Below are 26,238 nucleotides of genomic sequence, written 5' to 3'. Positions count from 1 at the left end.
CGTGCCCGATTCACTGGGCTTCGCCGATGCCCTGATTGGGCTACCAGACCAGGTGGAGGCCGCCTTCCGGCGACTCACCGTCACCGGCCCGCATCCCGATCACGACTCCATCGCCAACGTCTTGGTAACCGGAACCGGCGCGGCGGGCTGGGTCGGTGACCTGCTGGCCGCGGTGGCCGGGCCTTTCATGCCGGTTCCACTGCTGGTCCAAAAGGGCTTCTCGCCTCCGTCCTTCGTGGATTCGTCCACCCTGGTCGTCGCCATCTCGGCATCGGGGAACGCGCCTGAGACCGTTTCGGTGGCGTCCGCTTGTGTCGAGGCCGGGGCTCAACTCTTCGCGGTGACCAGCGGTGGCCAACTCGGTGCGTTGGCCGACAGCACCGAGTCGCCAACCGTCTTCCTTCCGATCGCAGACGGCCCGACCCATGTCCCACCCCGAGCCCGCATCGGAGCACTGACCATCCCGGTGCTGACCGCCTTCGATCGTCTCGGGTTCTATCCGGGGGGCCGGGAATGGATCGCGGCCGCCATCGCCCAACTTCGCGACCGCCGGTCCGAGCTGGACAGCCCCGACAACCTGATGGCTCACCTGGCTGGGGAACTGGCTGGGACCATGCCGCTGGTCTACGGCGGGTCGGGTGTTGGACGGGCCGCGGCCATGCGATGGAAGGACCAGATCAACCAGAACGCCAAGTCCCCGGCTTGGTGGGGTGTGCTGCCCGACGTGGTTCACGGAGAGCTCGCCGGTTGGGGACAACACGGCGACATCACCCGCCAAGTCATGTCGCTGGTGTTGCTGCGTCACGACGAGGAACCGCCGGAGGTGGCCGAGCAGTTCGCGCTGATCGAGGAGTGGATGGAAGAGGTGATGGTGGGGATCCACACCGTTCAGGCCGGGGGAGAGGGCAGCTTGGCCCAGCTCCTCGACCTGGCCTACGTGGGAGACATGGTGTCGTTGGCCCTGGCCGACCGCTACGGCATCGACCCCGGGCCCACCCCCGTGATCACCCCGTCCCCAACGGTGGCCGAGGGGTCTGACGACGGTTCCGCCGCGGGAGCGGAGGCCTGATCATGGCTGGACTCCCAACCGAGCTAACCGAGCTGGCTGCCCGGGTGTCCAACCGTGGTCGTTGGGGCGCGGAAGACCAGCGGGGCACTCTCAACCTCATCGACACCGCCGCGGTCCAGCGAGGCGTGGCCGCCGCCCGCCAAGGCCGCGCCTTCTCGTTGGCAATTCCCTTCGATTCCCAGGGACCCCAGACCGGCGCCATCCCCGGTCGGGACAACCCGGCGCTGACCATGAACATGGTGGCGTTGCCCATCACCGGCGACCCTGCCGGGTTCACCACCAGCGACGACAAGATGAGCATGGGCGTTCAGGCCGCCACCCATTGGGATGCGTTGAGCCACGTCGGTTACGGCGGTGAGCTCTACAACGCCACGCCCGCATCGGTGGTGACCGTCGATGGTGCCAGCCGGCTCGGCATCGAGCACTTCGGGCCGGTGGTCAGCCGCGGGGTGCTTCTCGACATCGCTCGACTCAAGGGCGTCGATCACTTCGAAGACGGCTACCCGATCACCGCCGATGACCTCGATGCGGCCGTGGACGAGACCGGGCTGACCATCGAACCCGGAGACATCGTGTTGGTCCGCACCGGGCACATGCACTTCCTTCGCATCGGCGAGCGAGATCGCTACCGCATGATCTGCCCGGGCCTGTCCACCGACACGATCGAATGGCTGCACCGCCACGACGTGGGGGCGGTGGCCACCGACACGTTCGTGCTGGAGTGCTTCCCGTCAGAGGACCCCGCGGTGATGCTGCCTGTCCACATGATCCAACTCCGAGACATGGGCATGGCCCAAGGGCAGATCTGGTTCCTCGACGATCTGGCTGGCGACTGCGCGGCTGATGGCCAGTACGACTTCCTGCTGACGGCGTCGCCGGTACCCCTGACCGGCAGCACCGGCGGGATCGTCGTCCCCACCGCCGTCAAGTAGTCCCGGAATCCCTGGGCCAACCCACGAGCTAGCCAGACCCCAGTCGGCTGGCACGTGGTCTCAGCAGACCGGTTCGGGCCGGTGCCAGGGGCGGGCTCTCAGCCTTCGGCCAGGGGGGTCACGATCTCGTCGGCGAATCGGCGCATGCCCTCCAGCTTTTGGTCGAGGGAGAGGTCGAAACCTCCGTGGTACACCCAGGGCATGGTCAAAACGTTGGTCACGCCCACCTCCTCGGCCCGACGGAACTGATCGAGGGTCACGGCGTCGTTGAGCGATACGACCACATCGAAATCCGATGTGCGACCCAACTCCGAACGCATCTCCTCCAAGGTGGCTACACAGCTGGCTGCTTCATCGGTGCTGATCAGATCTGAGATCCAGCCGTCATGGCGGGCAGCTCGGCGCAGGGCCGCATCGGACATACCGCCCACCAGGATCGGAATCGGCGCCGGTGGGGGAGGGGACATCTCGAGGCGGGGAATGTCGTAGAACTCGCCGTGGTGCTCCACCCAACCGCCCTGCCAGAGCGTGGCCAAGACTTCGAGCATCTCGTCGGAGCGGGCTCCTCGTCGACGGAACGGCTGACCGATCAGGTCGAACTCGTCTTCGCACCACCCCATGCCGATCCCCAGGGCCACCCGGCCGCCGGTGAAGATCGATGCGGTGGCAACGGTCTTGGCGGTGGTGAAGGGGTCTCGCATCGGGAGGACGTAGACGTTGGTGAAGAACCGGAGCCGCTCGGTCACCGCGCCGAGGGCGCCGATGGTGACCATCGGATCTACCCAGGGATCGAAGGACTTCCAGCGCCGCTCTCCATCGGCGCTGTAGGGGTAGGGGGTGCGCAGCGTCTCGATGTTGACGACGTGATCAGAAACGCTGAGGCCGTAGTACCCGAGGCGGTCCGCTTCGCGGGAGATGGCCGGCAGTTCAGTTGGGTCGATCCAGGCGGTGGCGATCGAGAACTTCATGAGATGGTCCCCTTCGAGATCTTCACTGGGCGGTCGGTCACCGCTCCCCTGAAACTAGAACACGTTCACCCTGTGACGGGCCGAACTGTGGTGGGTTAACCTTCCCGGCGGCCATTGCGGCCGATGGGCTGATCTGGGTGAGCCAGCAGGCTCCAGCCCCTCCCTCTCTTCGGGCGCGCCCTTGGGGCCAGCTCGAACCGATTCAGTCCCAACTTCGACCCTGGAGGTCTCCCCGTGCCCACCCTCTCGCCTGACGACTACAAGGTCGCAGACCTCGCCCTTCACGGCTTCGGTCGCAAGGAGATCCAGCTCGCCGAGCACGAGATGCCCGGCCTCATGGCCACCAGAGCCGAGTTCGCCGACGCCCAACCCCTGGCGGGGGCCCGCATCATGGGCTCCCTCCACATGACGATCCAGACCGCCGTGCTCATCGAGACGCTGGTGGCGCTGGGTGCAGACGTCCGATGGGTGAGCTGCAACATCTTCTCCACCCAAGACCACGCCGCTGCGGCCGTCGTCGTCGGACCCGAGGGCACCATCGACAACCCCCAAGGGGTGCCGGTGTACGCCTGGAAGGGCGAGACCCTCGAGGAGTACTGGTGGTGCACCGAGCAGGCGCTGCGCTGGCCCGACGGGGCTGGTCCCAACATGATCCTCGATGACGGCGGCGACGCCACCATGCTGGTCCACAAGGGTCGGGAGTACGAGCTGGCCGGGGTTGTGCCCGAGCCCACCGAGGATGACTCCGAGGAATGGACGGTCGTGCTCAACCTCCTCAAGGAGAGCGTGGCCAAGGAACCCACCCGCTGGACCGATGTGGCCGCCGCCATCTTGGGGGTCACCGAGGAGACCACCACCGGGGTTCACCGGCTCTACCAGATGTTCGAGGCAGGGCAGCTCCTGTTCCCGGCCATCAACGTCAACGACTCGGTCACCAAGTCCAAGTTCGACAACCTCTACGGATGCCGTCACAGCCTCATCGACGGCCTGAACCGCGCCACCGACGTGATGATCGGCGGCAAGGTGGCCTTCGTCGCCGGGTACGGCGACGTCGGCAAGGGTTGTGCCGAGAGCCTGCGAGGCCAGGGCGCCCGAGTGATCGTGGCCGAGGTGGATCCGATCTGCGCCCTTCAGGCCGCCATGGAGGGGTTCCAGGTGGCTCGCCTCGAAGACGTGCTCGATACCGCTGACATCTTCATCACCACCACCGGCAACAAGGCCATCATCTCGGCCGAGCACATGGCTCGCATGAAGCACCAGGCCATCGTGGCCAACATCGGTCACTTCGACAACGAGATCGATATGGCCGGACTGGCCCGCATGAGCGACGTCCGCAAGATCGAGATCAAGCCGCAGGTGCACGAGTTCCAGTTCCCCGACGGTCACTCGGTGATCATCCTGGCCGAAGGCAGGCTCATGAACCTGGGCTGCGCCACCGGCCACCCCAGCTTCGTCATGAGCAACTCGTTCACCAACCAGGCCATCGCTCAGATCGAGCTGTTCACCAAGACCGATCAGTACCCGATCGGCGTGTACACCCTGCCCAAGGTGCTCGATGAGAAGGTGGCCCGGCTCCATCTCGACTCGCTCGGGGTGCGCCTCACCGAGCTCACCCCGGACCAGGCCGACTACATCGGCGTGTCGGTGCAGGGTCCCTACAAGCCCGAGCACTACCGCTACTAAGGACCCGAGCGGATAGGTTCAGTCGTCGTCGCTGTGAGGTTGATCAGACCGAGGCTTCGCCTCGGTTTAGCCATGCCGTATTTAGGGGTCGGCTCGCATATCGGCTCGCCTCCTAAGGGTCCTAGCGGTTGTAGCCGGTTGAGGTCAGGGCAGATCCACGACCATGGAGGTGGTCCCGTCGACCACCTTGGTGGGGCGGGCTGTCCTGGCCTCGACCGGCAACTTCACCTCGATGGCAGGTCGGCACCGACCCATCGCTGGACGCCCCCACACGGTCACCTCCCACAGGTCCGAGCCTCCGTGGTCGGTGCCGACCTCGACGCTTAGGTCGGTGGCGCACTCGGTGGAAACCACGAGATCACCGGCATCGTTCCAGCGCGGGTGGGTGAAGGCCAGGGCGGTGCGGTCGCCGTTTGCCCCACAACCACTTGCTGCCACCAAGACGGTCAACGTCACAGCCATGTTTCGGACATGAGCGCTCACGCCCGAAGCGTAGGGTGCCCTGGTCGAGTGCGACAGCACCCGGTCAGGGCAACCAGCGAGCAAGGGGAACGAAGTGGAAGACCTATTGGGCAAGGTTGCGGTGGTCACCGGTGCGGCATCTGGCATCGGGCTGGCGCTCACCCGCGCCTTGTTGGCTCAGGGAGCCAAGGTGGTGATGGCCGACATCGAGGTCGATGCCCTTGAAGCGGCCAGCGTGGGCCTGGGGTCAGACGCCGAGGTCCTAACCATGGTTTGCGACGTGAGCGACCCCGTCCAGGTCGAGGCTCTGCGCGACGCCGCTGTCGCCCGGTTCGGCACCGTCCACGTCGTGGTCAACAACGCCGGCGTCTCCTCGGCCGGACCGGTCTGGACGCAGTCGCTCGAGGACTGGCAGTGGGTGCTGGGCGTCAACCTGTACGGCGTCGTCAACGGGATACGTACCTTCGCTCCGTTGCTGATCGAACAGGGAGAGGGCCACATCGTGAACACGGCCTCGATGGCCGGGCTCACCTCGCCCCCGTTCATGAGCACTTACAACGTCTCCAAGCACGCTGTGGTCACCCTGTCGGAGACCCTGTTCGCCGATCTGGCCTTGGCCGGCGCCTCTGGGGTGGGGGTCTCGGTGCTGTGCCCCGGTTGGGTGCGGACGCGCATCCACGAGGCGGCTCGCAACCGCCCGGGGTCACCGGATCCCGACGTCGATGGCCCGACCGCTGGCTTCGGTGACTTCGTGGGGGCGTTGATAGCCGATGGTCTGGACCCCGATGACGTTGCTGATCAGGTCATTGATGCCATCCTCACCCGCCGCTTCTACATCCTGACCCACCCGGACTGGATGCCGATGATCACTGGTCGAGTGGACCGCATCGTCGAGGGTCGAGACCCGGCCGTGGCGGGTCTCCCCGAGCCAGCTGGCGAGGGGTGACGCCGGAAGGCTCTGCCTTCCAGCGGATCTAGGCCTACAGCATGTCGCGGGTTGGTGGTCTGGGATCGTGGGTAGGTCCGTGCCGTGTTCTTGGAGTCGAGGTGTCCGGGGTGTGATCGGCCCGGGCCGGCGCCGTGTCGGGAGTGCGTGAAGCTTCTCCGTCCATCGGCGCCCATCGCCCCTCTACCTGGGGTCACAGCTTGTCGGGCCGTTCTCGACTACGAGGGGATTGCCAGGGATCTGGTGGCCCGGGTCAAGTACCGCAACCAGCGACAGATCCTGGTCTGGCTGGCCCGGGCCATGACCCGCTTGGTCGAACCGGGGGCTGCCGACGTCGTCACCTGGGCACCCACTACCCCGGCTCGGCGTCGGGCCCGCGGTTTCGACCATGCCGAGCTCCTGGCTCGAAGGGTGGGGCGTGGGCTCGGCCTTCCGGCCGTGAGGCTTCTGGATCGTGTCGAAGGCCCGGCTCAAACCGGGGGGACACGCTCACAGCGGTGGGCTGCGCCTTCGTTCTCGCCCCGGGTCCCCGTGAGTGGGTTGACGGTGATCGTGGTGGACGACGTGATCACAACCGGGGCCACGATGGCGGCGGCGGCATCGGCCCTGCGCCGGGGTGGAGCGGCGGCAGTGGTGGGTCTGGCCGCGGCTCACACCCGCTGAAAGTCAACCACTCGAGGCGGTGTCTGGGCAGGGTCTTCAGTCCTGTGCTGGTGGTGTCGATGCCACCTTCGCGCCGGGAGCGATCGACGTCGTGGCGGTCTACGCTCCGAGACACAACAGCACCCGAGCCGGAGGTCCCCTCGTGCAGGTAACCGTCAGCCGCCGAAACACCGATGTTCCCGAGAAGCTCAGGACGATGGCCGAGGAGAAGATCGGGCGTCTCAGCCGATTTCTCGACGGTCTCGACCACGCCGAGGTCCACTTCTGGGAACACAAGAACCCCCGCATCGCAGACAAAGAGGTCTGTGAGGTCACCATCGAGGGTCGGGGACATCACGTCCGGTGCAAGGTGCAGGCCGCAGACGGCTATCAGGCGGTGGACAAGGCCTACGCCAAACTCGAACAGCAGCTACTGAAGCTCAAGACCAAGCTCAACAACCGCAACCACGGGGCCCCCAAGGCGCACAAGGGCGTCGGCGCGCTCGGGGCGGCTGTGTCAGCCGCCGAGGTGGCTGCGGCCGTGGCCGAACCCGAGCTCGACGTGGCCGATGAGGCTGTGACCGAGCTCAAGATCGTCAAGTCCAAGCGATTCGCCATGTTCCCGATGGCCGCCGAGGAGGCGGTAGAGCGCATGGAACTGCTCGGCCACGGGTTCTTCTTCTTCACCAACGCGGAGACCAGCCGGGCTGCGGTGGTCTACCGCCGAGACGACGGCCACGTCGGCCTGATCGACGAGGCCGACTGACCTGACCAGATCCAACCCGACCTGACCAGATCCGGCCCGACTGGGTCGGTCTGGTCAGTCCTCGGGGTCGGGGGGCAGCGGTGCCACCGCGTCCAGGTCCTCCACACTGGGGCAGAACCAGAACGACCCGGTACGGGCTCGGGTGAAGGCCAGGAGTCGGTCGACCACGCCATCGTCGGTCAGCCCGTACATCTGTCGAAGCTGAAGGTCGAATCGGTCCAGATCTCGGCCGAAGGACACGAAGTGCAGGCCCTGAATGGTGGCATCGGCGAACGGCACGCTGCGGCGGTAGACAACCAGCTCGTCGCCCGAGGCGTCGGCGGCCTCGGCTCTGGTGATGTGAGAGTCGCTCGGTCGACGCTCGGCCGGCAGGGCCACGCTGTCGGACTTCGACCGGCCGATCACGTCCTCCTGTGCGGCCACGTCGAGCGCCCAGAACGCTTCGAGGTCGTGCTCGTAGCGAACGGTCATGGCGAAGGTTCCGGCCTCGCCCACCTGGCCCGCGGGAATCTCGGCTTCGGTGGGGGCATCGTCGGGGTCGGGGTTGGCGCTGCCGTCGATGAAGCCGGTGAGGTCACGGGAGTCGTGGTAGACGAAGCAGGGCTGGTCCAACACGATCTCGGCTACCGGATCGAGGGCGGCGACGGCGGCCCGGATCACGTCGAACACGGTGTCGGGCCCGGAACCGTGGGCCCACAGCCACAGGTCGGTCTGGGTGGCGGGGACATCTTGACCCGCGGTTTCGTTGCGATAGCCGGGGAAGTCCCGCAGACCGTCGGGAACCCGGTCGGGAGCTAGCTCACCCCACAAGTGGGGACCGAAACCGAGGGCCAGGTTCACCGATCCGTTGGCCAGGTGGTCGGCCCCGACGGATCTGACCTCGATCAGGGCTCGGGCGATGGCGTCGGGCTTGGCACCGGGGCGGACCTTGAGCTCGACGTGGTGGTGGGCGCGGGTTCCGTCGGCGAACACGGCGTATTGGTGGCGGGCCACAGCTTCTCCTCACAGGGCCAGACCATCGGGTCTGAGCGATGACGCCCGATCCTAGGGAGCCGGACCACGACCGGGGCATCGGCCAGGGGTCGGCCAGAGGTGTGGCGGAGTATCACCAGCGGCCACCGGCCCCTAGACTCGCCTACCTCATGGGTGTACTCGACAAGCTCCTCCGGGTGGGTGAGGGCCGCAAGCTCAAGGCTTTGCAGGGCCTCGTCCCCGACATCAATTCGCGCGAAGCCGAGCTTCAGAAGCTCTCCGATGCGGACCTTCGGGCCCGCACCGGAGACATGCGCCAACAGCTCGACAACGGCGCCGACCTCGACGACCTGCTGCTCGACGCATTCGCCGTCGTGCGAGAGGCCGCAAGTCGCACCATCGGCCAGCGCCACTACGACGTCCAGATGATGGGTGGCGCCGCGCTGCACTTCGGCTGGGTGGCCGAGATGAAGACCGGCGAGGGCAAGACCCTGGTGTCCACCCTTCCCGCGTACCTCAACGGAGTGTCGGGCAAAGGCGTGCACGTCATCACCGTCAACGACTACCTGGCCCGGCGAGACGCCGAGTGGATGGGGCGGGTCCACGGATGGCTGGGGCTCACCATCGGCTTGATCCTGCCCGATAACAACGACCCCGCCTTCAAGCGCGCCCAGTACGCCTGCGACATCACCTACGGCACGAACAACGAGTTCGGCTTCGACTACCTGCGCGACAACATGGCCACCACCAAGGAGGCCAAGACCCAGCGGGGTCACGCCTTCGCCATCGTCGACGAGGTCGACTCGATCCTGATCGACGAGGCCCGCACGCCGCTGATCATCTCGGGCAAGGTCGCCGACGCCGCCCAGCTCTACTACAAGTTCGCCAGCATCGTTCGCGGCCTCAAGCGAGACGTCGACTACGACGTCGACGAAGAGAAGCGCAACGTCGCTCCCACCGACGAGGGCATCACCCGGGTCGAGGCGGCCCTGGGCTCTCGAGAACCTGTACGACGCCGTCCAACAGAACCTGGTCCACCAGTTCCAGGCCGCGCTCAGGGCCAAGGAGCTCTACAAGCGAGACAAGGACTACATCATCCAGGGCGGCGAGGTGAAGATCGTCGACGAGTTCACCGGCCGCATCCTTGAGGGGCGACGGTGGTCCGAGGGCCTGCACCAGGCGGTCGAGGCCAAGGAAGGGGTGAAGATCAAGGAGGAGAACCAGACCCTCGCCACGATCACCCTCCAGAACTACTTCCGCATGTACGACAAGCTCGCCGGCATGACCGGCACGGCGCTCACCGAGGCCGCCGAGTTCGGCAGCACCTACGAGCTGCAGGTGGTGCCGATCCCCACCCACCGCGACATCCAGCGCATCGACCAGCCCGACCTCATCTACAAGAGCGAGGTGTCGAAGTTCGCCGCCGTGGTCGACGACATCGCCGAACGCTACGAAAAGGGCCAGCCGGTGTTGGTGGGCACCATCTCGGTCGAGAAGTCCGAGAAGCTCTCGCGCCTGCTCGACAAGCGGGGCATCCGCCACGAGGTGCTGAACGCCAAGCAGCACACCCGTGAGGCCGAGATCGTCACCCAGGCCGGGCGGCTCGGTGCCATCACCGTGGCCACCAACATGGCCGGTCGAGGCGTCGACATCCTCCTCGGCGGCAACCCCGAGGGCCTCGCCACCCGTGACGTACGAGCCGAGGGCCTAGACCCCGAGACCGACGAAGAACTGGGTGATGGGCAAGGCCCTCCCCGACGACGTGCCGATCGAGGCCAAGATGGTCACCAAGGCCATCGAGCGGGCGCAGAACACCGTCGAGCAGCGCAACGCCGAGATCCGCAAGAACGTGCTCAAGTACGACGAGGTGATGAACGAGCAGCGCAAGGTGATCTACAAGCGCCGCGACCAGATCCTCGAGGACGCCGACCTTCGGGCCGAAACGCTCGACTACCTCGAGGATGCGGTGGAGGCCGCCGTCAGGCACCTTCTGCGTCACCGACTTCGCCGAGAGGAGTGGGACCTCGACGGGCTGCGCAGCGAGATCGGCACCTTCTGGCCCAGCGAGCTCACCGTGGAGCAGCTCGGCGAGGCCGGCGGCACCGACGACCTAAACGACATGCTCCTGGCCGAGGCCACCGCCTACTACGAGGCCCGCGAGCAGGAGCTCGGCGCGGACACGATGCGCCAGATCGAGCGCCAGGTGATGCTCAACATCATCGACCAGCAGTGGCGTGAGCACCTGTTGGAGATGGACTACCTCGAGCACGGCATCGGCCTGCGGGCCATGGGTCAGCGCGACCCGCTGGTGGAGTGGCAGCGCGAGGGCTACGAGATGTTCGGGGTGATGATGACCTCGATCGCCCAGGACTTCGTGAAGTACGTGATGCGGGTGCAGGTCGTCAAGGAAGAGGCCGAGAAGCCCGCTGCGGTCAAGGACCTGGCCACCAGTGGCCCCGAGGATCCGTCGAGCGCGGGCGGCAACCTGGCCGCCGCGGCTCGGGCTCAGGCATTGGCCGAGGGCAGTGATGCCGGCGGCGGCGCCATCGGCGGCTTCGGCCGAAGCCGAGACCATGCAGCCGGTAGTGAAGTCGGACTGGGACAAGACCCCGCGCAACTCACCGTGCCCGTGCGGCAGTGGCAAGAAGTTCAAGAACTGCCACGGCGCGGCCTGAACCGTGCGTGACGTCAGCGACGACATCGGGGCCCTGCGCCGACGCCTCGATGAGGCGTCCACCCCCCCCTACCTGAAAGTCGACGAGTTGCGGGCTCGTCGGCCTCAACTCGAGACCGAAGCGTCGCGCCCAGACCTGTGGGACGACCCCGACCGGGCCCGCAAGGTAACCGGCGAGCTGGCATCGGTGTCAGACGACCTCGACCTCTATGACGACCTGGGTGGAAGGATCGACGACACCGAGACCCTGGCCGAACTGGCCCGTGAGGAACACGACGACTCAGTGGCTGCCGAGATAGACAAGGCGCTAGTCGATCTGGCCGCTGACTTCGCCTCTCTCGAGCTGCGGGCCCTGTTCACCGGCGAACACGACGAGCGCGACGCCATCTGTGAGGTTCAATCCGGCGAGGGCGGCGCCGACGCTCAAGACTGGGCCAAGATGTTGCTTCGCATGTACCTGCGTTGGGCGGAACGAAAAGGGCTCGACGTGGAGCTAGACGAGGTTTCGGCCGGGTCCGAGGCCGGGATCTCCTCGGCCACCTTCATGGTCAAGGGCCGTCACGCCTACGGACTGTTGCGATCAGAGCACGGCGTCCACCGTCTGGTGCGGATGAGCCCGTTCAACGCCCAGGGCAAGCGCCAGACGGCGTTTGCGGCCCTGAAGGTCACGCCGTTCCTGGAGGACGTCCCCGACATCGTCATCGACGACAAGGACCTGCGGATCGACACCTACCGATCGTCGGGGGCCGGCGGTCAGCACGTCAACGTGACCGACTCGGCGGTGCGCATCACCCACCTGCCCACCGGCATGGTCACCTCGTGCCAGAACGAGCGCAGCCAGCACCAGAACAAGGATCGGGCCATGCAGATCCTCAAGGCCAAGCTGGCCGAGCTGGAACGCCAGAAGCGAGAGGACGAGCTGGCCGCGATCCGTGGCGAGCAGCGCTCGGTCGGGTTCGGTTCCCAGATCCGCAGCTATGTCATGCAGCCCTACCAGATGGTCAAGGACCTGCGCAGCGAACACGAGACCGGCAACGTCGACTCGGTGCTCGATGGCAGCCTCGATCAGTTCATGGAGGCCTTCCTGCGCTGGCAGCGGGCCAGGGGGGGGCCCGCGGGTGCCGCGGGCTGTCGTAGCCACTGGTAACGTTGCCTTCCGGCGGGAACTCCTGCCGCACCTTCCCCCCTGGGGCAACCCCGGATGATCAAGCTCGAGAACGTCACCAAGGTCTACAAGAACGACGTCGTCGCCCTAAAGGAAGCCAACGCCGACATCGCCAAGGGCGAATTCGTCTTCCTGGTGGGCCCGTCGGGCTCGGGCAAGTCCACCTTCATCCGCCTCCTGAACAAGGAGGAGACCCCCACCGGGGCCGGATCTTCGTGGCCGGCAAAGACATCGGTGAGCTAAACGCATGGAAGATCCCATACCTGCGCCGCAACATCGGCTGCATCTTCCAGGACTACAAGCTGCTGACCAACAAGACCGTCTACGAGAACGTGGCCTTCGCCCTCGAGGTGATCGGGCGGCCCCGCCACGTGGTCAAGACCCAGGTCCCGGCCATCCTCGACCTGGTCGGGTTGTCCAAGAAGGCCGGGAACTACCCCGACGAGTTGTCGGGCGGCGAGCAACAGCGGGTTTCCATCGCCCGGGCCTTCGTCAACCGGCCGCTGATCCTGTTGGCAGACGAACCCACCGGCAACCTCGACCCGGCCACCTCGGTGGGCATCATGCGCCTGCTCGACCGCATCAACCGCACCGGCACCACCGTGGTGATGGCCACCCACGACCGCAGCATCGTCGACACCATGCGCCGCCGGGTGATCGAGCTGGACCGAGGCACGATCATCCGCGACCAGGCCCGCGGCGTCTACGAGTGATCAGGGACTGACATGGCCATCAACGGCAACTACGTACTGCGGGAGACCACCGCCAACCTGACCCGTAACCCCACCTTGTCGGTGGCGTCGATCCTTACCGTGTTCGTGTCGCTGGCCATCGTGGGGACAGCGGTGCTGGTCCGACAGGGGGCCCAGAACATGACCCGCCGGTTCGAAGGAGGCGTCGAGTTCATCGTCTTCGTCGAACCTGAGATCACCGAAGCGCAGTTGGCTCAGGTCAGGGCCGATCTGGAACGCAACCCCAACGTGAAGCGCATCGACTACATCGACGTCGAGGAGACGTGGGCCGACTTCCGGCGCCTTTTCCGCAACGACGAGGCCATGTTGGAGAACGTCCGCAAGACCGACCTACCCACGAGCTTCCGGGTGGAGCCCACAGACAAGAGCGTGGAGACCGTCACCAGCCTGGTCTCGTACTACCGCAAGCGTCCCAACGTGTACGACGTGAAGGCGGCCACCGACGTGATCAGGGAGATCAAGGGTCTCACCACCTTCGTCAACAACGGTCTGACCGTGTTCGCGGTGTTCTTGTTGGTGGCATCGAGTCTGCTCATCCTCAACACGATCCGTACCGCCATGTTCGCCCGTCGCCGCGAGATCGAGGTGATGAAGCTGGTGGGGGCCACCAACTGGTTCATCCGGGTGCCGTTCATGCTGGAGGGTTGGTGCAGGGCCTCTTCGGTGGCGTGTTGGCGGTGGGCTTTGTCTTCCTGGCCCGTAACTGGATCCATACCCTCATGAACAGGAGCCGGGGTCTGACCCTGCTTCAGACCTTCTCGATCGAGTCGGGGGATGTGGTGTTGGCCTGCTTCGCGGTGCTGTTCACCGCGGTGCTGCTGAGCGTGTCCAGCTCGGTGCTGGCCACCCGCCGCTTCCTCGACGTCTGACGCCCATAGCCTTGTTGCGCCATCCCAAGCGCGGGTTGATCCTGTGGGGCCTGTTCGCGTTGGTGGTCCTGACCGGAGCGGCCGCTGTGCCGTCAGCCAGAGCGATGGCAGACCGAGGAGTCGACATCGTCGCCTACGAGCTATCGCGGACGCCGGATCGGGCAGCCGAGCACAACTCCAAGCTAGGTCCCGACGGCATGAATTCAGCACGGACCACCTTGTTGATCGACTTCTCGTTCCTCTTTGCCTACGGCGCGTTCGTCGCTGGCGTTTGTGTCGTACAGGGTGCTAGAGCAGGGGAGCGCGGATACAGGGGATTGGAGCGGCTGGGTCGGTTGGCAGCGATGGGCGCGTTGATCGCAGCGGCGTGCGACGCCGTGGAAAACGTGGCTCTTCTACGTGTTGCCAACGGCTTCACCGAACAGCCATGGCCTGCTGTTGCTGCCGCCTTTGCTTCGGTGAAGTTCATGTTGATCACTGTCGCGATCCTCGTCGGCACAGGCTTGGCGTTGTTCACCTGGACAAAGCGAGCCAGATTCGTCGGCGACGGGTGAACCCCCCGACCTTCTTATCCGTAGGCGGATCCCGTGGGTCCGTCTCGTGTTGTCGTGTCGACGACGTCCTCGACGATGGCGTGGTCGGTGTCGAAGTACCGGTGAGCGAGGTTGGCGATCCACGATCAGCGACTTGGCGGTCTCGGCCTGAAGCTGAGGCGCGAGCACGCGGTCGAAGATCGATCGGAGGACGGGGTTGCCCCTACGGACCGACTCGGGCGGCATGGCACGCGTTTCGCTCCATGGCTCCGATGCGCGTTGCGGATGCCACGGAACGAAGGCGGCCCCCAAACTTGGGAGGAAGCCTTGCAGTCGGCTCCGGGCTCAGCGAGGGCGCTCACGCGCAGCCATTGCAAGAGGCCGCATCTACTTCGCCCGTGACGGGGTCGAGCTCGAAGGAGACGCCAAAGGACGCCGCCAAGAGGTCGGTCCGATCGTCTTGCGGTCCACAGCCCGTGATCGAGAAGTCATCGGCGACGAGTAGACGAAAGCCGCGCCCAGCCTCCTCGGCGACTGGGTTCGCGACCACCAGGTCTCCGCCATCAAAGGCGAACCGAGTCGACACGATTCCGGGGCCTTCGCCCAGGTCTGCACCGGTGCCAGATCCCCAGAAGATGACTGAGCTTGCCGTCTCGCCGTCGACCTCGAGCGACACGAGAGCACCATGGTGAAATCGGTTGAGGGTCGCGATTGCTCGGCCCTCCGCTAAAAGAGGCTGAGCAGGTCAGCGGTGCGTTCGGCTCGTGACGCCGTCCGACTGGCAGGGACGTCGGGAGTGGTGAAGGAGCTCCTCGGGGTCGGCCGCCGTCGATGAGCACCGACGCCACGAAGGGGCGGAGGTCGTGCAAACGGACGTGCTCAAGGTCCAGCTTGGGTCGCAGGCGACCGAACCGGTTGGTGCACACGTAGGGCCGCCACGGCTTGCCCTCGGCGTTGGCGAAAGCAGCGCATCGTCTGCCAGGCACACGCCGAACGCCAGGGGCCTTCCTCGACGGGTCGCTCCGCGTGGAGCCGCTCACCACCGACGACGGGGTCCGGATCCGTGAACTTGTCGACAGGTACCGGGACCTGCCGCTGGGAGGAACCGACGCGAGCATTGTCGCCATCGCAGAGCGACTGAAGGCGCGGCGGCTCGCCACCGTCGACCGGCCTCACTTCACCGTCGTGCGCCCGAGCCACGTCGAGGCGTTCGAGCTTGTCGCCCCGCCGGCCTGACCCGTGTGGTCGTCGACGGCTCGGAGATCAGTACAGCCCGAGTTCCTGGGCTTCGGAGGCAAGTGCGTGGACAGCAGCGAGTCGATGGGTGCGGTCGACCTCCCGATGGTCGGCGACGTCGGTCCGCTCGAGTGAGCGCAGATCGCCGCGCTCGAGGAGCTCACGGACGTAGGGCATCGAGACGTTCATGAGGTCGGCGGCCTCGGCGACGGTGATCTCCTCGTCGGCTGGCATGGGCTCCGGTCTACCCCGCTCGCGACCCGCGGCTCGGCCAGTTTCGTGCCATCCAGGTGCGAGCAATCACAGCCCGTTCAGCCCATTCCAACCGGTCCGTTAGAAGACCCGTTAGAGGTCGGGCCCTCCTGGGAAGCGCAAGAGGCGGCCTCCGGAACCGGGGACCGCCTCTGATCAGCGCATCTGCGCAGCACGCTTGGAGGGACTCGAACCCCCAACCTTCTGATCCGTAGGCGGATCCCGAGGGTCCGTCTCGTGTTGTCGAGTCCCGTTCTACCAGGTCAGGTGCGGTGCCCCGTCCGGCGGGTGGTGCCGAATCCGGCCCCGTGATACCTGGTGGATTGCCAAGGGGATTGCCAAGTCAGACGCCCAGTTGGCTGTCGTTGAGTCGTGACGCCGTCAGGCTTGCTCAGACCCGTAGCGTCGGCGAGCCCGAGCCAATGCGGACCGAAGCGATTCGCCAACGCCATAGGCAGGCGCGACGACTCGCCCATCACGTAGGAGATCGAGGACGTGGTACTTGCGTCCTTCTACAAAGAACGACGCTTGACCCGGCTCGCCCCGAGCCATGTGGGTTGCGTGAAGATCGCGCTCCTCGAACCTCACCTCGTAGCCACGTTCCTGGAAGTAGGCGAGATCCTCGTCGAGCGCACCGGCCATCAGTCCAGGCTGCCCGGTCTCCGCTCCGGCGGCGCCACGTGACTCGCCTGACTGACGGACAGTGAGTTGGCGCCGCCACCCCTCGACGAAAGCGCGCACGGCCGGGGGATCGCCGCCGAGGTCTGCAAAGTCCTAGTCGCTGAAGCGGAGGTGCGATGCCAGCATCTCGGCGAGGAGCGCAGGCGTGAACCCTCCGTCGAGGTCGCTGGCGAGGCCGAGCAGCTCGTCGAGGTCGAAGCGCTCGGACAACGTGTGGAGATCGACGAAGTCGCGAGCTTCCGCTCGGTCGAACAGCGCGAGGAGTTTGCGGGACGCCAGCTCCTCCGGTGGGTAGGTCGGGCCGACTGCGGTGATCGTCGGCGCGCCGAGCGGCGGCGAGTCGATCGCGAGGTCGACAAGGAGCTCATCGTCGGGGCTCCGGACGACAAGCCGACGGAAGGTGGCGGTGTCGCGGATCCGCTCGGTCGTCCAACCACGATCGGCGCAAGCAGCTTCGAGCGCGTCCGCAGCCGAGGCGATACCTGTCGCCAGGTCACTGCCGAACAAGTCGACGTCCTGGGTCGGCCGCTCGGTGAGGCCGCTCGCCACCAGGGCCGCACCGTCGGCGAGGACGAAACCATGTGACTCGGGGAGCGCGAAGAACAGCTCGAGTACGAGTCGCTGAAGTTCGGTGAGGGCCGAATCAGTCATCTCGGCCAACCGCCCCATCGATGACGGGCTGCCACGCCGTTCGAATTCGCCGCGGTAGGACCAGATCGGTCCAGAGGTCGACGAGCAGGGCCCCGTCGACGATCGACTCGATGTCGACCGGGCGGCCCTCCCGGAGCACCGCCTCGTAGGCGCGGGCACGCTGGCGGCGATCGGCGAGGTCGGCGACCCGGCCGGGCCTCGACCAGTCGAGGTGGAGCGGCATCTCGAGTCTCCGGAGCGCCTCGCGGACGGGAAGGTCCGGAAGCTGGTCGGGCACAGCCGCCGTGCGTCCGCCGCCGATCTCGACCTCCTGCCAATCGAGCACCGGCATTGCCGTCAGACGGTGACCGGCAGCAGCGAGGATCCGCTCCGCAGTGTCAAGCGTCGGCGACACCCGGCCGTGCTCGTAGGCCGACAGGGTGGGCCGCGACGTTCGCGCACGCTCGGCCAGGTCGGTCTTCGACAGGCCAGCCGATTCCCGGGCTGCTGACAGGAGGGTGGATGCCACGCATGGAGAGTATCAGATCCGATACGTGTTTCGCCGAGGCATTCGGCTCAGGTTCCTCTGAGAGACTCACCTGATGGAACCCGTGCTCAGCTCTCGGCAGGCGTTCGAAGCGATGCGTCGCTTCCTTGAGCAGTTCAACGAGCGAGAGCCGCACCCCATACGGAAACCATCGAACAGCTCCTTCGATGGACCGAAGTCGAGGCAGACGGGGATACCTCGGATCCAGCGCAATTGCACGACTGGGTCGGGGCGGTACGTGCCGTTCTCGACAGCGAGCGATCCAACGGAGCACCTCTACGAGCCACCTACGACAGCACGGCCGACGCGGTCTACGTCTACTTCACAGGACGGGCACTCGATCCCGGCCGGAAGAGCATCCCGCTCGACCCGCCGACAGGCATCAAGGCGTTTCTGGTCATGGACTGGAAGGACGGGCGGATCGTGGGTCTCGAGGTCCTCGACGCTCGCGGATTCCTGCACGACGCCTTCATCGCGAGCGCCGAGCAGCTGGAGTGAATGACATCGCCGTCCAGCTCGGGTGACCCCATCCCGCCGCGACGAGGGCTCGCTCGGGCCGCTGGGCCCTGCCGGAACCGGCCTGTCCACCCGGTCGCTCGCCACGGCGCACCGGGCAGATCTGGCGCGCACACATTGACAGGTTTCCCTTCGGGCAACCTGCTGGGTGTCCGGTTGGACCACCTGCTGGGTACCGACGATCAGAACAGGGTCGGTGTCTCGGTCATCGTCGCCGAGCCTCGTCGGGACCTTCTGTTGCCGGACTGCTCAACAGCAGGCGGACCGGCCGGTTCGACAGCGGCATCGGTGAGCGTCGCCCAGACGGAGTCGCGGTCGACGCCGAGGGACTCGGCGAGGTGGGCGACGGGGACCACGATGCGCCGGCGGAGGCGGATGCACTTGAGGTCGCCCGACCGCACGAGCTCGTAGGCGGTGGAGCGGCCGACGCCGAGGACCTGGCCGGCTTGCTCGACGGTGAGGGTGAGGGGATGGTCGTTGCTCATGCCTGAGTAGGCCGCGAAGCGCCCCTGATCCCGCGCAGAAATCGGTGCCGTCCGGGATCGCCAGTCCGTGGAGACCACCACGGTGGGTGAGCGGCAACGGCCAGCGGGATAGCCAGCAGGTTCCCCGTAGGGGAACCTGCAAGAGTGTGCGCGCCAGACCTGCTGGTTCGGCGACGACTGGGCGTAGCGGGGTCAGCCGAGCTTCCGGGCGACGCCTGACCCGGCGAGGAGGGTCCCCATGTACGCCGCAGCCTCCTGGTCGGTGGCGGGGATCGCGTGCGTGTACAGGTTCAGCGTCGTGGACATCTGGCCGTGGCCGATCCGGGTGCTCACCGTCGAGATCGGGATGCCGCCGTCGATGAGCACCGACGCCACGAAGTGGCGAAGATCATGCAGCTGCACACTGTCGAGCCCGAGCGTGGCTCGCAGCCGACCGAACCGGTTGGTGCACACGTCCGGCCGCCACGGTCGGCCCTCGGGTGTGGCGAACAGCAGGGCGTCGTCAGCCAGCGGCGTACCGAGCGCCAGGGCCCGCTCTCGCTGGTGCAGCCGGTGTTGGCGCAGCAGCGACACGGTCACCTCGTCGAGGGCCACACGGCGGCTCTGGTGGGTCTTGGTATCACCCTCGTGCAGCACCCGGCCCACCTGGGTGATCGCCCGTCGAACGAACAGCTCGGGTCGGTCGAGATCGACGTCGGACCATCGAAGGGCGCACACCTCGCCCCGCCGGCAACCCGTGGCCGACTTCACCCACAGGTACGCCCCGAAGTCCGGGTCCTCGTCGTACGCGGCGTCGAGCAGCAAGAGCACCTGCTCGAGCGTCGGAGGGATCACCTCCCGACGGACATGACGGGGCGGCGTCGCCTCGACCGCCGCGTTGTGCGCGACCAGCCCCCAACGCCGAGCCTGGTCGAGCGCCTGGTGCACCACGGTGTGGCAGATCCGCACCGTGCGAGCTGACAGGCCCGACGCACCCAGCTCTGCGTACACCGCGTCGATGTCCATCGTCCGCAACGATGCAAGCTTGCGAGAGCCGAGCCGGGGCCGCAGGTACTTGCGGGCAACCCACTCGTAGCTCTCTATCGTGCGGGGAGCGACGCTGGCCCGCTTCACCTCCAGCCAGCGGTCGAGCAGCTCGTCGAACAGCATCGGCGCTGCTGCTGCGTGGCGGCCCTCGTCGACCTCGACGACCAGACGGGACATCGCCCGCTCGGCGTCTCGGCGGGTGCCGCACCGTCCGCTCCAGGTAGCGCCTGCGGCCGTCGGTGGAACGGCCCAGGTAGACCTTGATCCGCCAGGAATCGCCGCTTCGGTGTTGCAGGTGGCCTCGCATGAGGATCCCCTCTCGGTGCAGGGACCCGTCGGGATTGCCGACGGATTGCCAAGAGGGGTTCGCGTTTTGCCGCCGTTCAGGTCACGAACCCGATGACCTGGGAAGCTTGGCGCGCTTGGAGGGACTCGAACCCCCAACCTTCTGATCCGTAGAAAACAATTCTCGGTCCCAAGGGTTGCGACTGGTGACAGTCAAAGCCTTGTGTGGCACCGATCTGTGCGATCCGCGCCTCATCCGGGTCCCGCTGCTTGCACCCTGTTGTTGCGACCTGTGTGGCAGAAACGTGGCAGTTCTGAGCCGCCCAGGACGGCTCGTCTCGTTCCGCACCGCACCCCAACTGCCGCCGTCGAGAGGCTCCGGCTTCCGCCATCACCCACAGCGACAGGTCAGCCCGCATAGAGAGGGCATGGCACCCTCACGAACCTGTAGCTCCGTCCCATCGGGCTTGCTACCCGACTCGGTCACGATTGCCGAAGCCGCAGTTCTGCTCGGGGTTGGCCGGTCGACGGCCTACCGGGCTATCGAGCCGACGCTCGCCGGCACCTACTCCACCTGGCCGACAGACATCACCTTCGTCGACGGCGACTACGCAGTGCCGCTCCGGCGTTGCTCGACAGGCTCGGACTGACCGGCGCTGTGGCCGCACTGGACCAGAGGTGGGCCGTCGACGAGCCCACCGGGCCGTGGGACCTGCCACTGTCAGAAGTCACGGCGCATAGAGAGGGCATGATCCTCTCTTCGAGCGGCACCGAACCCGCCCATCCCCTGCTGCGCTTGATCGCTGAGCTCCCGGCGACCCTCACCGTCAAGCAGGCGGCAGACGTTGTGGGCATGGATGAGACCGCTGTCTACCGGGCCACGCAGGCCAGGCGGGATGGCGACATCGACGCATGGCCTACAGAGGTTCTCCGCATCGGGAAGAGGCGAATCCTGATCCCGACCATCCCGTTGCTGGAAGCAGTCGGGGATCACCATGACCACGGAGTTGCTCGTCGAGCTCCTCGGCCTGGGTGAACAAGCAGGCGGGCACGTACCAGCCATCGACCGAATCGACCGCCTCGTTCGGTCCGCCTCCTGAGAGCCACATGGCACCCAAGCCATACCGTCGGAAGAACGACCAGTGGGGAGTTGAGGTCGACATCGGCCCCGATCCATCAGCGGCAAGCGACGGCAACGTCGCCTCGGGCCGTTCGCATCAAAACGTGAGGCGGAGCGAGCTGCCGCCAAGGTGCTCGCTGACCGAGCGGCCGGCACCGCCACAGGCTGGCCCAGGCACACCGTCGAGGAATACCTCCTGGACCGGTGGCTCCCGACGAAGCGCAGTCGACGGCTGGAGGACACGACCGTCGACGACTACGAGTACGAGTGCCGCAAGCGGATCATCCCCTACATCGGGCATCACCAGCTCTCCGAGCTGCGAACAGCACACGTCACCGACTACCTCGCTCGCTACTCGCAGGAGATCACCAACCGAGGCAAGCCTCGCAGCCCCGTGAGCGTCGAGAAGACCCACCGCATCCTCAGCGTCGCCCTGAACGATGCCGTTCGCTGGCAACTGATGGCAACCAACGTCGCCGACGGTGCGAAGAAGGATCTGCCACGGCAGGAGCAGGAGGATCGGGAGGACGACTGGTGGCCCCGTTCTGACCTCCTCACATGGCTGGAGGGAATCCGGGAGGACCGCCTCTACGCCTTGTGGATGCTCTACACCACGCAAGGCATCCGGCGAGGAGAAGGTGCCGGTCTCTTGATGCAGGAACTCGACCTGGAGAACAGGACCGCCAACCTGTTCCACAGCCGTGTGCACCTGCGATCCGGACCGAAGACCAAGGACACCGTCAAGAACCAGGCATCGAGGCGGACCCTCCGGCTGGGTGAGCAAACAACCGAAGCGCTCCGGCTTCAACTCGAACGGCGGGAAGAAGAACGACTTGCGTTGGGCGCACGGTGGCACGCCGGAGACCACGTCTTTACGGGCGTGAAGGGCGGACCGATCCGCCCCGACAGGATCACCTCAGAGTTCCGGAGGCTCAACGACGAACTCGGTCTCCCCCGGATCAAGCTCCACAACCTCCGGCACAGCTTCATCACGGCCGCCAGAGATGCGGGTATCGACTCCCGGACCACCGCCGAGATCGTCGGCCATGACGGCGACGAGACGACCAGGCGGATCTACGAGCGTCGGGTCGACCGCCTCCACGTCGAAGCCACCAACCTGCTCGAAGACTATTTCTTCGGCGGTCAAGAGTGAGACTGCCCTAGTCAAAACCGGCGGGCTCGGATGGGAGCTAGAGGGCCATCCTCGGTGTGTCACCGTCTGGTGGTAAAGTTGCGGTCAGATCAGGTGTTGCGAGACCGTGCGTCCGTCGAAAGGAGTGATGCCTATTTGGCAGCGGCCTCTGTGAGGAGTTGCTGAGGCTCGTTCCCTCAGGCGTCTCGGTCATCTGGTACCACAGAGGGTCGGTTCCGAAAGGGACCGGCCCTCTTACTTGTCCACACGCCTTACGTGTGTGTGCGAACCATAGCGATACTACCGAGGTAGCGCAAGGACCCTTGAGCACGTCAAGAAGCCCGGCGGGCTGCCGGGCTGTTCGCTGGATTTCTCCAGCCAGAGTTGGATCTCACCCAACTGTTCCCCCTCTCTACCAGCCGAGTGGGAGAACGACAAGGGATGCCCAAGGTGATGTACCAGGTGGCCGGCGGGCCTCCTTGTCGGTTTCTTGATGCGGGCGAGTGTCCGGAGGAGCTGACAGAGGTAGGACGGTGCCCGAGAAGCCTTAGAAGGTGTGTTGACAAGTCAGGCACTGGAACTGCGAGCGAGCCTTCTTGCTGAAGAGCAGGCCGCCAGCAACTCCGCTCACGACTCGCTCAGAGGTTGAGATGCGGCGGAGGTCCGAGCTGGAGCAAACCGGACAGCGTGGAATGCCTGCGGTCGGCATGGCGGCACTGGGTTGAGCTGGGGGTGAAACGGACCGGGCCGGGCCGGGCGGGGTTCCCTTCTGGACCTGGCCGCCACCAGCTTCGTTCACCTGCTGGCACTGCCAACAGCGGAAGGTCTTGTGGCGCTCCCACGTTGGGGTGGTCTCAGAACAGGTGAGGCAGGTTCTCCAGATACATCCGTCCCATCCCCGAGGTTTTGGACGCCCGTCCGGGCTCAGCGTCGACTTCCCGTCAGGAACCAGCTTCTCCCCATCAGGAACCAACAGCTCGCCGCAGAATCGACATTTCTTCGCCTCGACGAGTATCAGTTCGGCGCACATCGGACACGGATGACGAGGACGATCATCGTTGACGTTCGAGCTCATCGTGTGCCTCCGTGGCTCAGTAGTTGGCTTTGACGTATTCGTAGGCCCGGTCGAAGAGGCCGGGGGTGTTGTGCATCTGGTACTTGCGGAGGGCGTTTCGCAGCTCTCGGCGAACGGCCATGTCGCCCTTGTGGGTTTGGGCCCAGCCGTCGTAGGCGACTTGTTTGACGATGGTGTCGACGTCGTTGACGACTTGGCCGATCATGGCGGGGGCGTCGTCGGGTACGTACTCCCGGAAGATCTGGGTGAGTGCTCCGACGTTGGGGTCGGGGAGCAGGTTGAGCCCTTCGGCACCGTCGGTGTCTTCGGCGTTCTCGGCGACGGTGACGTCATGGGCGAGTTCGAAGAGGCTTCGCATGACGTCGATCGACTCTTCGGCCGAGGCGATCGTGGCTTCCCTGAGCTTGTCCAGTCGTTCGCCGAGGGACTTCCACACCTGGTGGTCTCCGTTGTCACCTTCGAGTCGCTTCTCCAGCCGTTCTGCGATCGAGTCGATGATCTCGTCGGCGGTCTTGTCTTCGACCTCGGTGATGTCGATCTCCAAGCCTTCGTCGATGAGACGTTGGATCGTGGATGCGTCGGCGACGATCACTGACTGGGCGGGCGTGACGTTGATGTCGCTCATGTGGGAGTGAACCAGAGCGAGGGTCTTGGCTCCGAGGCGGTGCCACAGGAGGCTTGCCTGGGTGTCGACGGGGGTGATCGAGGCGTACACCTGGGAGATGAACCGGTACTGCGGGCGTAGCGGACGAAGCCGTTCGTGGGGCCAGGCGACCTCCCAGACGCCTTCGAGAAGCTGGAACTGAGTAGCGAACTTCTCTTGGTCCTTGTCGTCGTTGAACCGGTTCTGAGCATCAAGCAGCGTCTGGGTGGTGACGTTGGCGTGGTCGATGCCGGCAAAGCGCAGCATCGCTACGTCCAGTTCGCCTTCGAACTGGTCGATGAGACCGTCGAGGTCGATCTGGCTCTTCTTCTGATCGGGGTTGGCGGGCGACATCGCCCGAGCGAACCCGGCTCCTAGACCGACGTAGTCGACGACGATCCCGTAGCGCTTGTCTTGTCCGGTGACCGGGTTGCGCCACGTTCGGTTGGTGCGGGTGATCGTCTGGAACAGCGTGTGTTCCTTCAGCGGCTTGTCGAGGTACATGACGCCTTCGATCGGGGCGTCGAACCCGGTACCGAGCTTGGCCGTGACGATCAGGAACTTGAGCGGGTCACCAAAGGTCCGAAATCGCTTGAGCAGCTTCTCATCGTCGGCCTCTGTGCGTTTGAACCTCGTGAGCGATTCGTCGTCGTCTTTGGACCCGGCCGAGGAGATCACGACAGCCGCCTCGTCGCTCGATCCACGGGCGGCGAGTTGTGCGGTCAGTGCGTTGTAGTAGTCCGAGCAGGCGTAGCGGTCATAGACAACGATCTGTGCCTTCATGCCGAGAGGGTCGACGGTTGTGTAGAAGTGCTCGATCAGGTCGGCGGCTAGCTGCCACCCGTTCGGGGTTCGAGAAGAAGGTGGCGGTCTTGGAGACCTTCTTGGCGAGGATCTCGGCTTCGTCGTCGGTGAGGTTTTCCTCGGCGATGAGTTCCTCGACCGCAGCGTCGAGTCCGTCGGAGTCGAGGTGGAACGACACCAGCCTGGGGGCGACGTGGATTGGGACCGTCATACCGTCGGCGATCGACTGGTCTGAGTCGTAGGTGTGCAGCGTCCGCTTCTCGTCGGTTTCGTCGCCGAAGGTCTCGAACGTGTTGCGGTCCAGTTTGGCGATCGGGGTGCCGGTGAAGCCGATCAGGGTGGCGTTCGGCAACGCTGATCGCATGGTCATCCCCAAGTCGCCTTCTTGGGTCCGGTGTGCTTCGTCGACGAGCACGATCACGTTGTCCCGCTGAGTCAGCAAACCTGCACCGGCGAACTTGTGCACCGTGGCAAAGATCAGTCCCCGGCGGTCTGTCGACAAGAGCTTGTGGAGTGCCTTCGCTGTTCCGGGGATGTCCAGGCGGGGCATGGAGGTGGTGCGGAACTGCTCCCAGGTCTGGCGGACGAGCTGCACCCGGTCAGCGACAAGCACGATCGTCGGGTTCGACAACCCCGGGTCACGCAGCATCTTGCCCGCAGCGAACACCATGGCCAGCGTTTTGCCCGAGCCCTGCGTGTGGTAGATCAGCCCCCGCTTCCGCTCGGGGTCCAAAGCCCGCTCCACGATCAGGTTCACCGCCTCGTACTGGGTGTAGCGGGCGATGATCTTGGTGAGGCGGCTGCCGGTGTCGTTCGACTTAGCTGCCTCGAAGAGGGTGAAATCTGCGAGCAGATCGAGCAGGGTCGCTGGCTTCAACATGTCGACCGCAGCCGCCAGCACATCAGCCAGCTTCGGGGTATCGCTCGATTCCCCCCACGGACTCCACCGTTCGACCGGAGCACCGACAGCGGCGTACATGAACTCCTTGCCCTCAGAGGCGAAGCACGCCACGTTCGGCACGAAGAACTCGGGGTGTTCGGGCTGGTAGCTCTCGACGATGTCGTTGGCACCGCCCAGCCATGACTTCTTTACCGACGTCGGAGTCTTCAGTTCACCAACCGCCAACGGGATCCCGTTCACCCACAGCACCAGATCGAAACGCACCTGATCGCCGGCGACCCCGAACGTCACCTCATCCGACACGACGAACCGGTTGTTCGCCAGATCGTCGAAGTCAATGAGCCGCACCGGCACCGAACCGTTCGTGCCGATGTACTCGTGGTCAACGAAGCCCCGCAGCCACGCAGCGAACGTTCGGTTCGCTTCCACCAGCCCGTCGGCTCCGGGCCCCAGGGTGACGGTCCGCAACCTC

Annotated in this window: 27 protein-coding genes and 2 pseudogenes; 17 read left to right on the top strand and 12 right to left on the bottom strand. The window is 65.7% G+C overall.

Features of this window, described 5'->3' with window-relative positions; all coding sequences use genetic code 11:
• Window position 1: 1 nt before the first annotated feature.
• On the top strand, window positions 2-1,069 hold the full coding sequence (locus IPG97_15210; GenBank protein ID MBK6857849.1) for a hypothetical protein: 1,068 nt from the start codon (window positions 2-4) through the stop codon (window positions 1,067-1,069).
• Between the two features lie 2 nt (window positions 1,070-1,071).
• Window positions 1,072-2,001, top strand: a complete 930-nt coding sequence (locus tag IPG97_15205; protein MBK6857848.1) for a cyclase family protein — start codon at window positions 1,072-1,074, stop codon at window positions 1,999-2,001.
• Between the two features lie 98 nt (window positions 2,002-2,099).
• Here IPG97_15205 and IPG97_15200 read toward each other — a convergent pair whose 3' ends face one another.
• Window positions 2,100-2,969 (bottom strand): TIGR03619 family F420-dependent LLM class oxidoreductase, encoded by an 870-nt coding sequence (locus IPG97_15200; protein ID MBK6857847.1) that lies wholly within the window; start codon window positions 2,967-2,969, stop codon window positions 2,100-2,102.
• Window positions 2,970-3,203: 234 nt separating this feature from the next.
• On the opposite strand from IPG97_15200, the gene IPG97_15195 reads away from it, so the two are divergent.
• Window positions 3,204-4,652 (top strand): adenosylhomocysteinase, encoded by a 1,449-nt coding sequence (locus IPG97_15195; protein ID MBK6857846.1) that lies wholly within the window; start codon window positions 3,204-3,206, stop codon window positions 4,650-4,652.
• 144 nt (window positions 4,653-4,796) lie between these two features.
• Here the strand turns inward: IPG97_15195 and IPG97_15190 are convergent, their stop codons facing one another.
• Window positions 4,797-5,135 (bottom strand): hypothetical protein, encoded by a 339-nt coding sequence (locus tag IPG97_15190; GenBank protein MBK6857845.1) that lies wholly within the window; start codon window positions 5,133-5,135, stop codon window positions 4,797-4,799.
• Window positions 5,136-5,208: 73 nt separating this feature from the next.
• On the opposite strand from IPG97_15190, the gene IPG97_15185 reads away from it, so the two are divergent.
• The 3 genes from IPG97_15185 to raiA all read left to right on the top strand — a co-directional run bounded on the left by IPG97_15185 (window position 5,209) and on the right by raiA (window position 7,468).
• Window positions 5,209-6,060: an SDR family NAD(P)-dependent oxidoreductase gene (locus IPG97_15185; protein MBK6857844.1), complete on the top strand. Its 852-nt coding sequence runs from the start codon at window positions 5,209-5,211 to the stop codon at window positions 6,058-6,060.
• Window positions 6,061-6,207: 147 nt separating this feature from the next.
• Complete coding sequence (locus IPG97_15180) at window positions 6,208-6,723, top strand: ComF family protein (GenBank protein ID MBK6857843.1); 516 nt, start codon at window positions 6,208-6,210, stop codon at window positions 6,721-6,723.
• A 19-nt stretch (window positions 6,724-6,742) separates the two neighbouring features.
• A complete protein-coding gene (gene raiA / locus IPG97_15175; protein MBK6857842.1) occupies window positions 6,743-7,468 on the top strand; it encodes a ribosome-associated translation inhibitor RaiA in 726 nt (241 codons plus the stop codon).
• Window positions 7,469-7,522: 54 nt separating this feature from the next.
• Here raiA and IPG97_15170 read toward each other — a convergent pair whose 3' ends face one another.
• Window positions 7,523-8,461, bottom strand: a complete 939-nt coding sequence (locus IPG97_15170; GenBank protein ID MBK6857841.1) for a Dyp-type peroxidase — start codon at window positions 8,459-8,461, stop codon at window positions 7,523-7,525.
• 149 nt (window positions 8,462-8,610) lie between these two features.
• On the opposite strand from IPG97_15170, the pseudogene secA reads away from it, so the two are divergent.
• From secA to IPG97_15140, 6 genes and pseudogenes are all read left to right on the top strand, one after another.
• Window positions 8,611-11,115, top strand: a pseudogene (secA, locus tag IPG97_15165) (preprotein translocase subunit SecA).
• A 3-nt stretch (window positions 11,116-11,118) separates the two neighbouring features.
• Window positions 11,119-12,261 (top strand): peptide chain release factor 2, encoded by a 1,143-nt coding sequence (gene prfB, locus IPG97_15160; GenBank protein ID MBK6857840.1) that lies wholly within the window; start codon window positions 11,119-11,121, stop codon window positions 12,259-12,261.
• Between the two features lie 54 nt (window positions 12,262-12,315).
• Window positions 12,316-12,992 (top strand): annotated as a pseudogene (gene ftsE, locus IPG97_15155) (cell division ATP-binding protein FtsE).
• A 12-nt stretch (window positions 12,993-13,004) separates the two neighbouring features.
• Window positions 13,005-13,754, top strand: coding sequence for an ABC transporter permease (locus tag IPG97_15150; protein MBK6857839.1), 750 nt, complete (start codon window positions 13,005-13,007; stop codon window positions 13,752-13,754).
• A complete protein-coding gene (locus IPG97_15145; protein ID MBK6857838.1) occupies window positions 13,751-13,900 on the top strand; it encodes a hypothetical protein in 150 nt (49 codons plus the stop codon). Before IPG97_15150 ends, IPG97_15145 begins: the two co-directional genes overlap by 4 nt.
• Window positions 13,901-13,914: 14 nt before the next feature.
• On the top strand, window positions 13,915-14,454 hold the full coding sequence (locus IPG97_15140; protein ID MBK6857837.1) for a hypothetical protein: 540 nt from the start codon (window positions 13,915-13,917) through the stop codon (window positions 14,452-14,454).
• 337 nt (window positions 14,455-14,791) lie between these two features.
• On the opposite strand, the gene IPG97_15135 is transcribed toward IPG97_15140, so the two are convergent.
• On the bottom strand, window positions 14,792-15,109 hold the full coding sequence (locus IPG97_15135) for a hypothetical protein (protein ID MBK6857836.1): 318 nt from the start codon (window positions 15,107-15,109) through the stop codon (window positions 14,792-14,794).
• A 350-nt stretch (window positions 15,110-15,459) separates the two neighbouring features.
• Here IPG97_15135 and IPG97_15130 point away from each other — a divergent pair, with 350 nt between their 5' ends.
• Window positions 15,460-15,669, top strand: a complete 210-nt coding sequence (locus IPG97_15130) for a twitching motility protein PilT (protein MBK6857835.1) — start codon at window positions 15,460-15,462, stop codon at window positions 15,667-15,669.
• 27 nt (window positions 15,670-15,696) lie between these two features.
• On the opposite strand, the gene IPG97_15125 is transcribed toward IPG97_15130, so the two are convergent.
• From IPG97_15125 to IPG97_15110, 4 genes are all read right to left on the bottom strand, one after another.
• Window positions 15,697-15,903 (bottom strand): excisionase family DNA-binding protein, encoded by a 207-nt coding sequence (locus tag IPG97_15125; GenBank protein MBK6857834.1) that lies wholly within the window; start codon window positions 15,901-15,903, stop codon window positions 15,697-15,699.
• A gap of 399 nt (window positions 15,904-16,302) precedes the next feature.
• Window positions 16,303-16,563 (bottom strand): hypothetical protein, encoded by a 261-nt coding sequence (locus IPG97_15120; protein MBK6857833.1) that lies wholly within the window; start codon window positions 16,561-16,563, stop codon window positions 16,303-16,305.
• Between the two features lie 132 nt (window positions 16,564-16,695).
• The gene (locus tag IPG97_15115) at window positions 16,696-17,253 is read right to left on the bottom strand and encodes a nucleotidyl transferase AbiEii/AbiGii toxin family protein (GenBank protein ID MBK6857832.1); all 558 of its coding nucleotides are present in this window, start codon (window positions 17,251-17,253) and stop codon (window positions 16,696-16,698) included.
• Window positions 17,246-17,761, bottom strand: a complete 516-nt coding sequence (locus tag IPG97_15110) for a helix-turn-helix transcriptional regulator (GenBank protein ID MBK6857831.1) — start codon at window positions 17,759-17,761, stop codon at window positions 17,246-17,248. The genes IPG97_15115 and IPG97_15110 overlap by 8 nt, the downstream gene beginning before the upstream one ends.
• Before the next feature lie 231 nt (window positions 17,762-17,992).
• On the opposite strand from IPG97_15110, the gene IPG97_15105 reads away from it, so the two are divergent.
• Window positions 17,993-18,277, top strand: a complete 285-nt coding sequence (locus tag IPG97_15105; protein MBK6857830.1) for a DUF2283 domain-containing protein — start codon at window positions 17,993-17,995, stop codon at window positions 18,275-18,277.
• A 200-nt stretch (window positions 18,278-18,477) separates the two neighbouring features.
• Here the strand turns inward: IPG97_15105 and IPG97_15100 are convergent, their stop codons facing one another.
• Window positions 18,478-18,780, bottom strand: a complete 303-nt coding sequence (locus IPG97_15100) for a helix-turn-helix domain-containing protein (GenBank protein ID MBK6857829.1) — start codon at window positions 18,778-18,780, stop codon at window positions 18,478-18,480.
• Between the two features lie 192 nt (window positions 18,781-18,972).
• Complete coding sequence (locus tag IPG97_15095) at window positions 18,973-19,983, bottom strand: site-specific integrase (protein ID MBK6857828.1); 1,011 nt, start codon at window positions 19,981-19,983, stop codon at window positions 18,973-18,975.
• Window positions 19,984-20,519: 536 nt separating this feature from the next.
• On the opposite strand from IPG97_15095, the gene IPG97_15090 reads away from it, so the two are divergent.
• The 3 genes from IPG97_15090 (at window position 20,520) to IPG97_15080 (ending at window position 22,364) form a co-directional block, all read left to right on the top strand.
• Complete coding sequence (locus tag IPG97_15090; GenBank protein ID MBK6857827.1) at window positions 20,520-20,741, top strand: hypothetical protein; 222 nt, start codon at window positions 20,520-20,522, stop codon at window positions 20,739-20,741.
• Between the two features lie 98 nt (window positions 20,742-20,839).
• Window positions 20,840-21,127, top strand: a complete 288-nt coding sequence (locus tag IPG97_15085; protein ID MBK6857826.1) for a hypothetical protein — start codon at window positions 20,840-20,842, stop codon at window positions 21,125-21,127.
• Between the two features lie 214 nt (window positions 21,128-21,341).
• A complete protein-coding gene (locus tag IPG97_15080; protein ID MBK6857825.1) occupies window positions 21,342-22,364 on the top strand; it encodes a tyrosine-type recombinase/integrase family protein in 1,023 nt (340 codons plus the stop codon).
• Window positions 22,365-23,434: 1,070 nt separating this feature from the next.
• Here IPG97_15080 and IPG97_15075 read toward each other — a convergent pair.
• A complete protein-coding gene (locus tag IPG97_15075; protein MBK6857824.1) occupies window positions 23,435-24,844 on the bottom strand; it encodes a type I restriction endonuclease subunit R in 1,410 nt (469 codons plus the stop codon).
• Window positions 24,819-26,195 carry an HsdR family type I site-specific deoxyribonuclease gene (locus IPG97_15070; protein ID MBK6857823.1) on the bottom strand — a complete coding sequence of 459 codons (1,377 nt, stop codon included), beginning with the start codon at window positions 26,193-26,195 and terminating at the stop codon, window positions 24,819-24,821. Before IPG97_15070 ends, IPG97_15075 begins: the two co-directional genes overlap by 26 nt.
• Window positions 26,196-26,238: the final 43 nt, after the last annotated feature.

It is taken from the genome of Microthrixaceae bacterium (genome assembly GCA_016702505.1).
Taxonomy (GTDB): Bacteria; Actinomycetota; Acidimicrobiia; order Acidimicrobiales; family Iamiaceae; genus Aquihabitans.
This window is presented reverse-complemented; position numbering and strand designations above follow the sequence as displayed.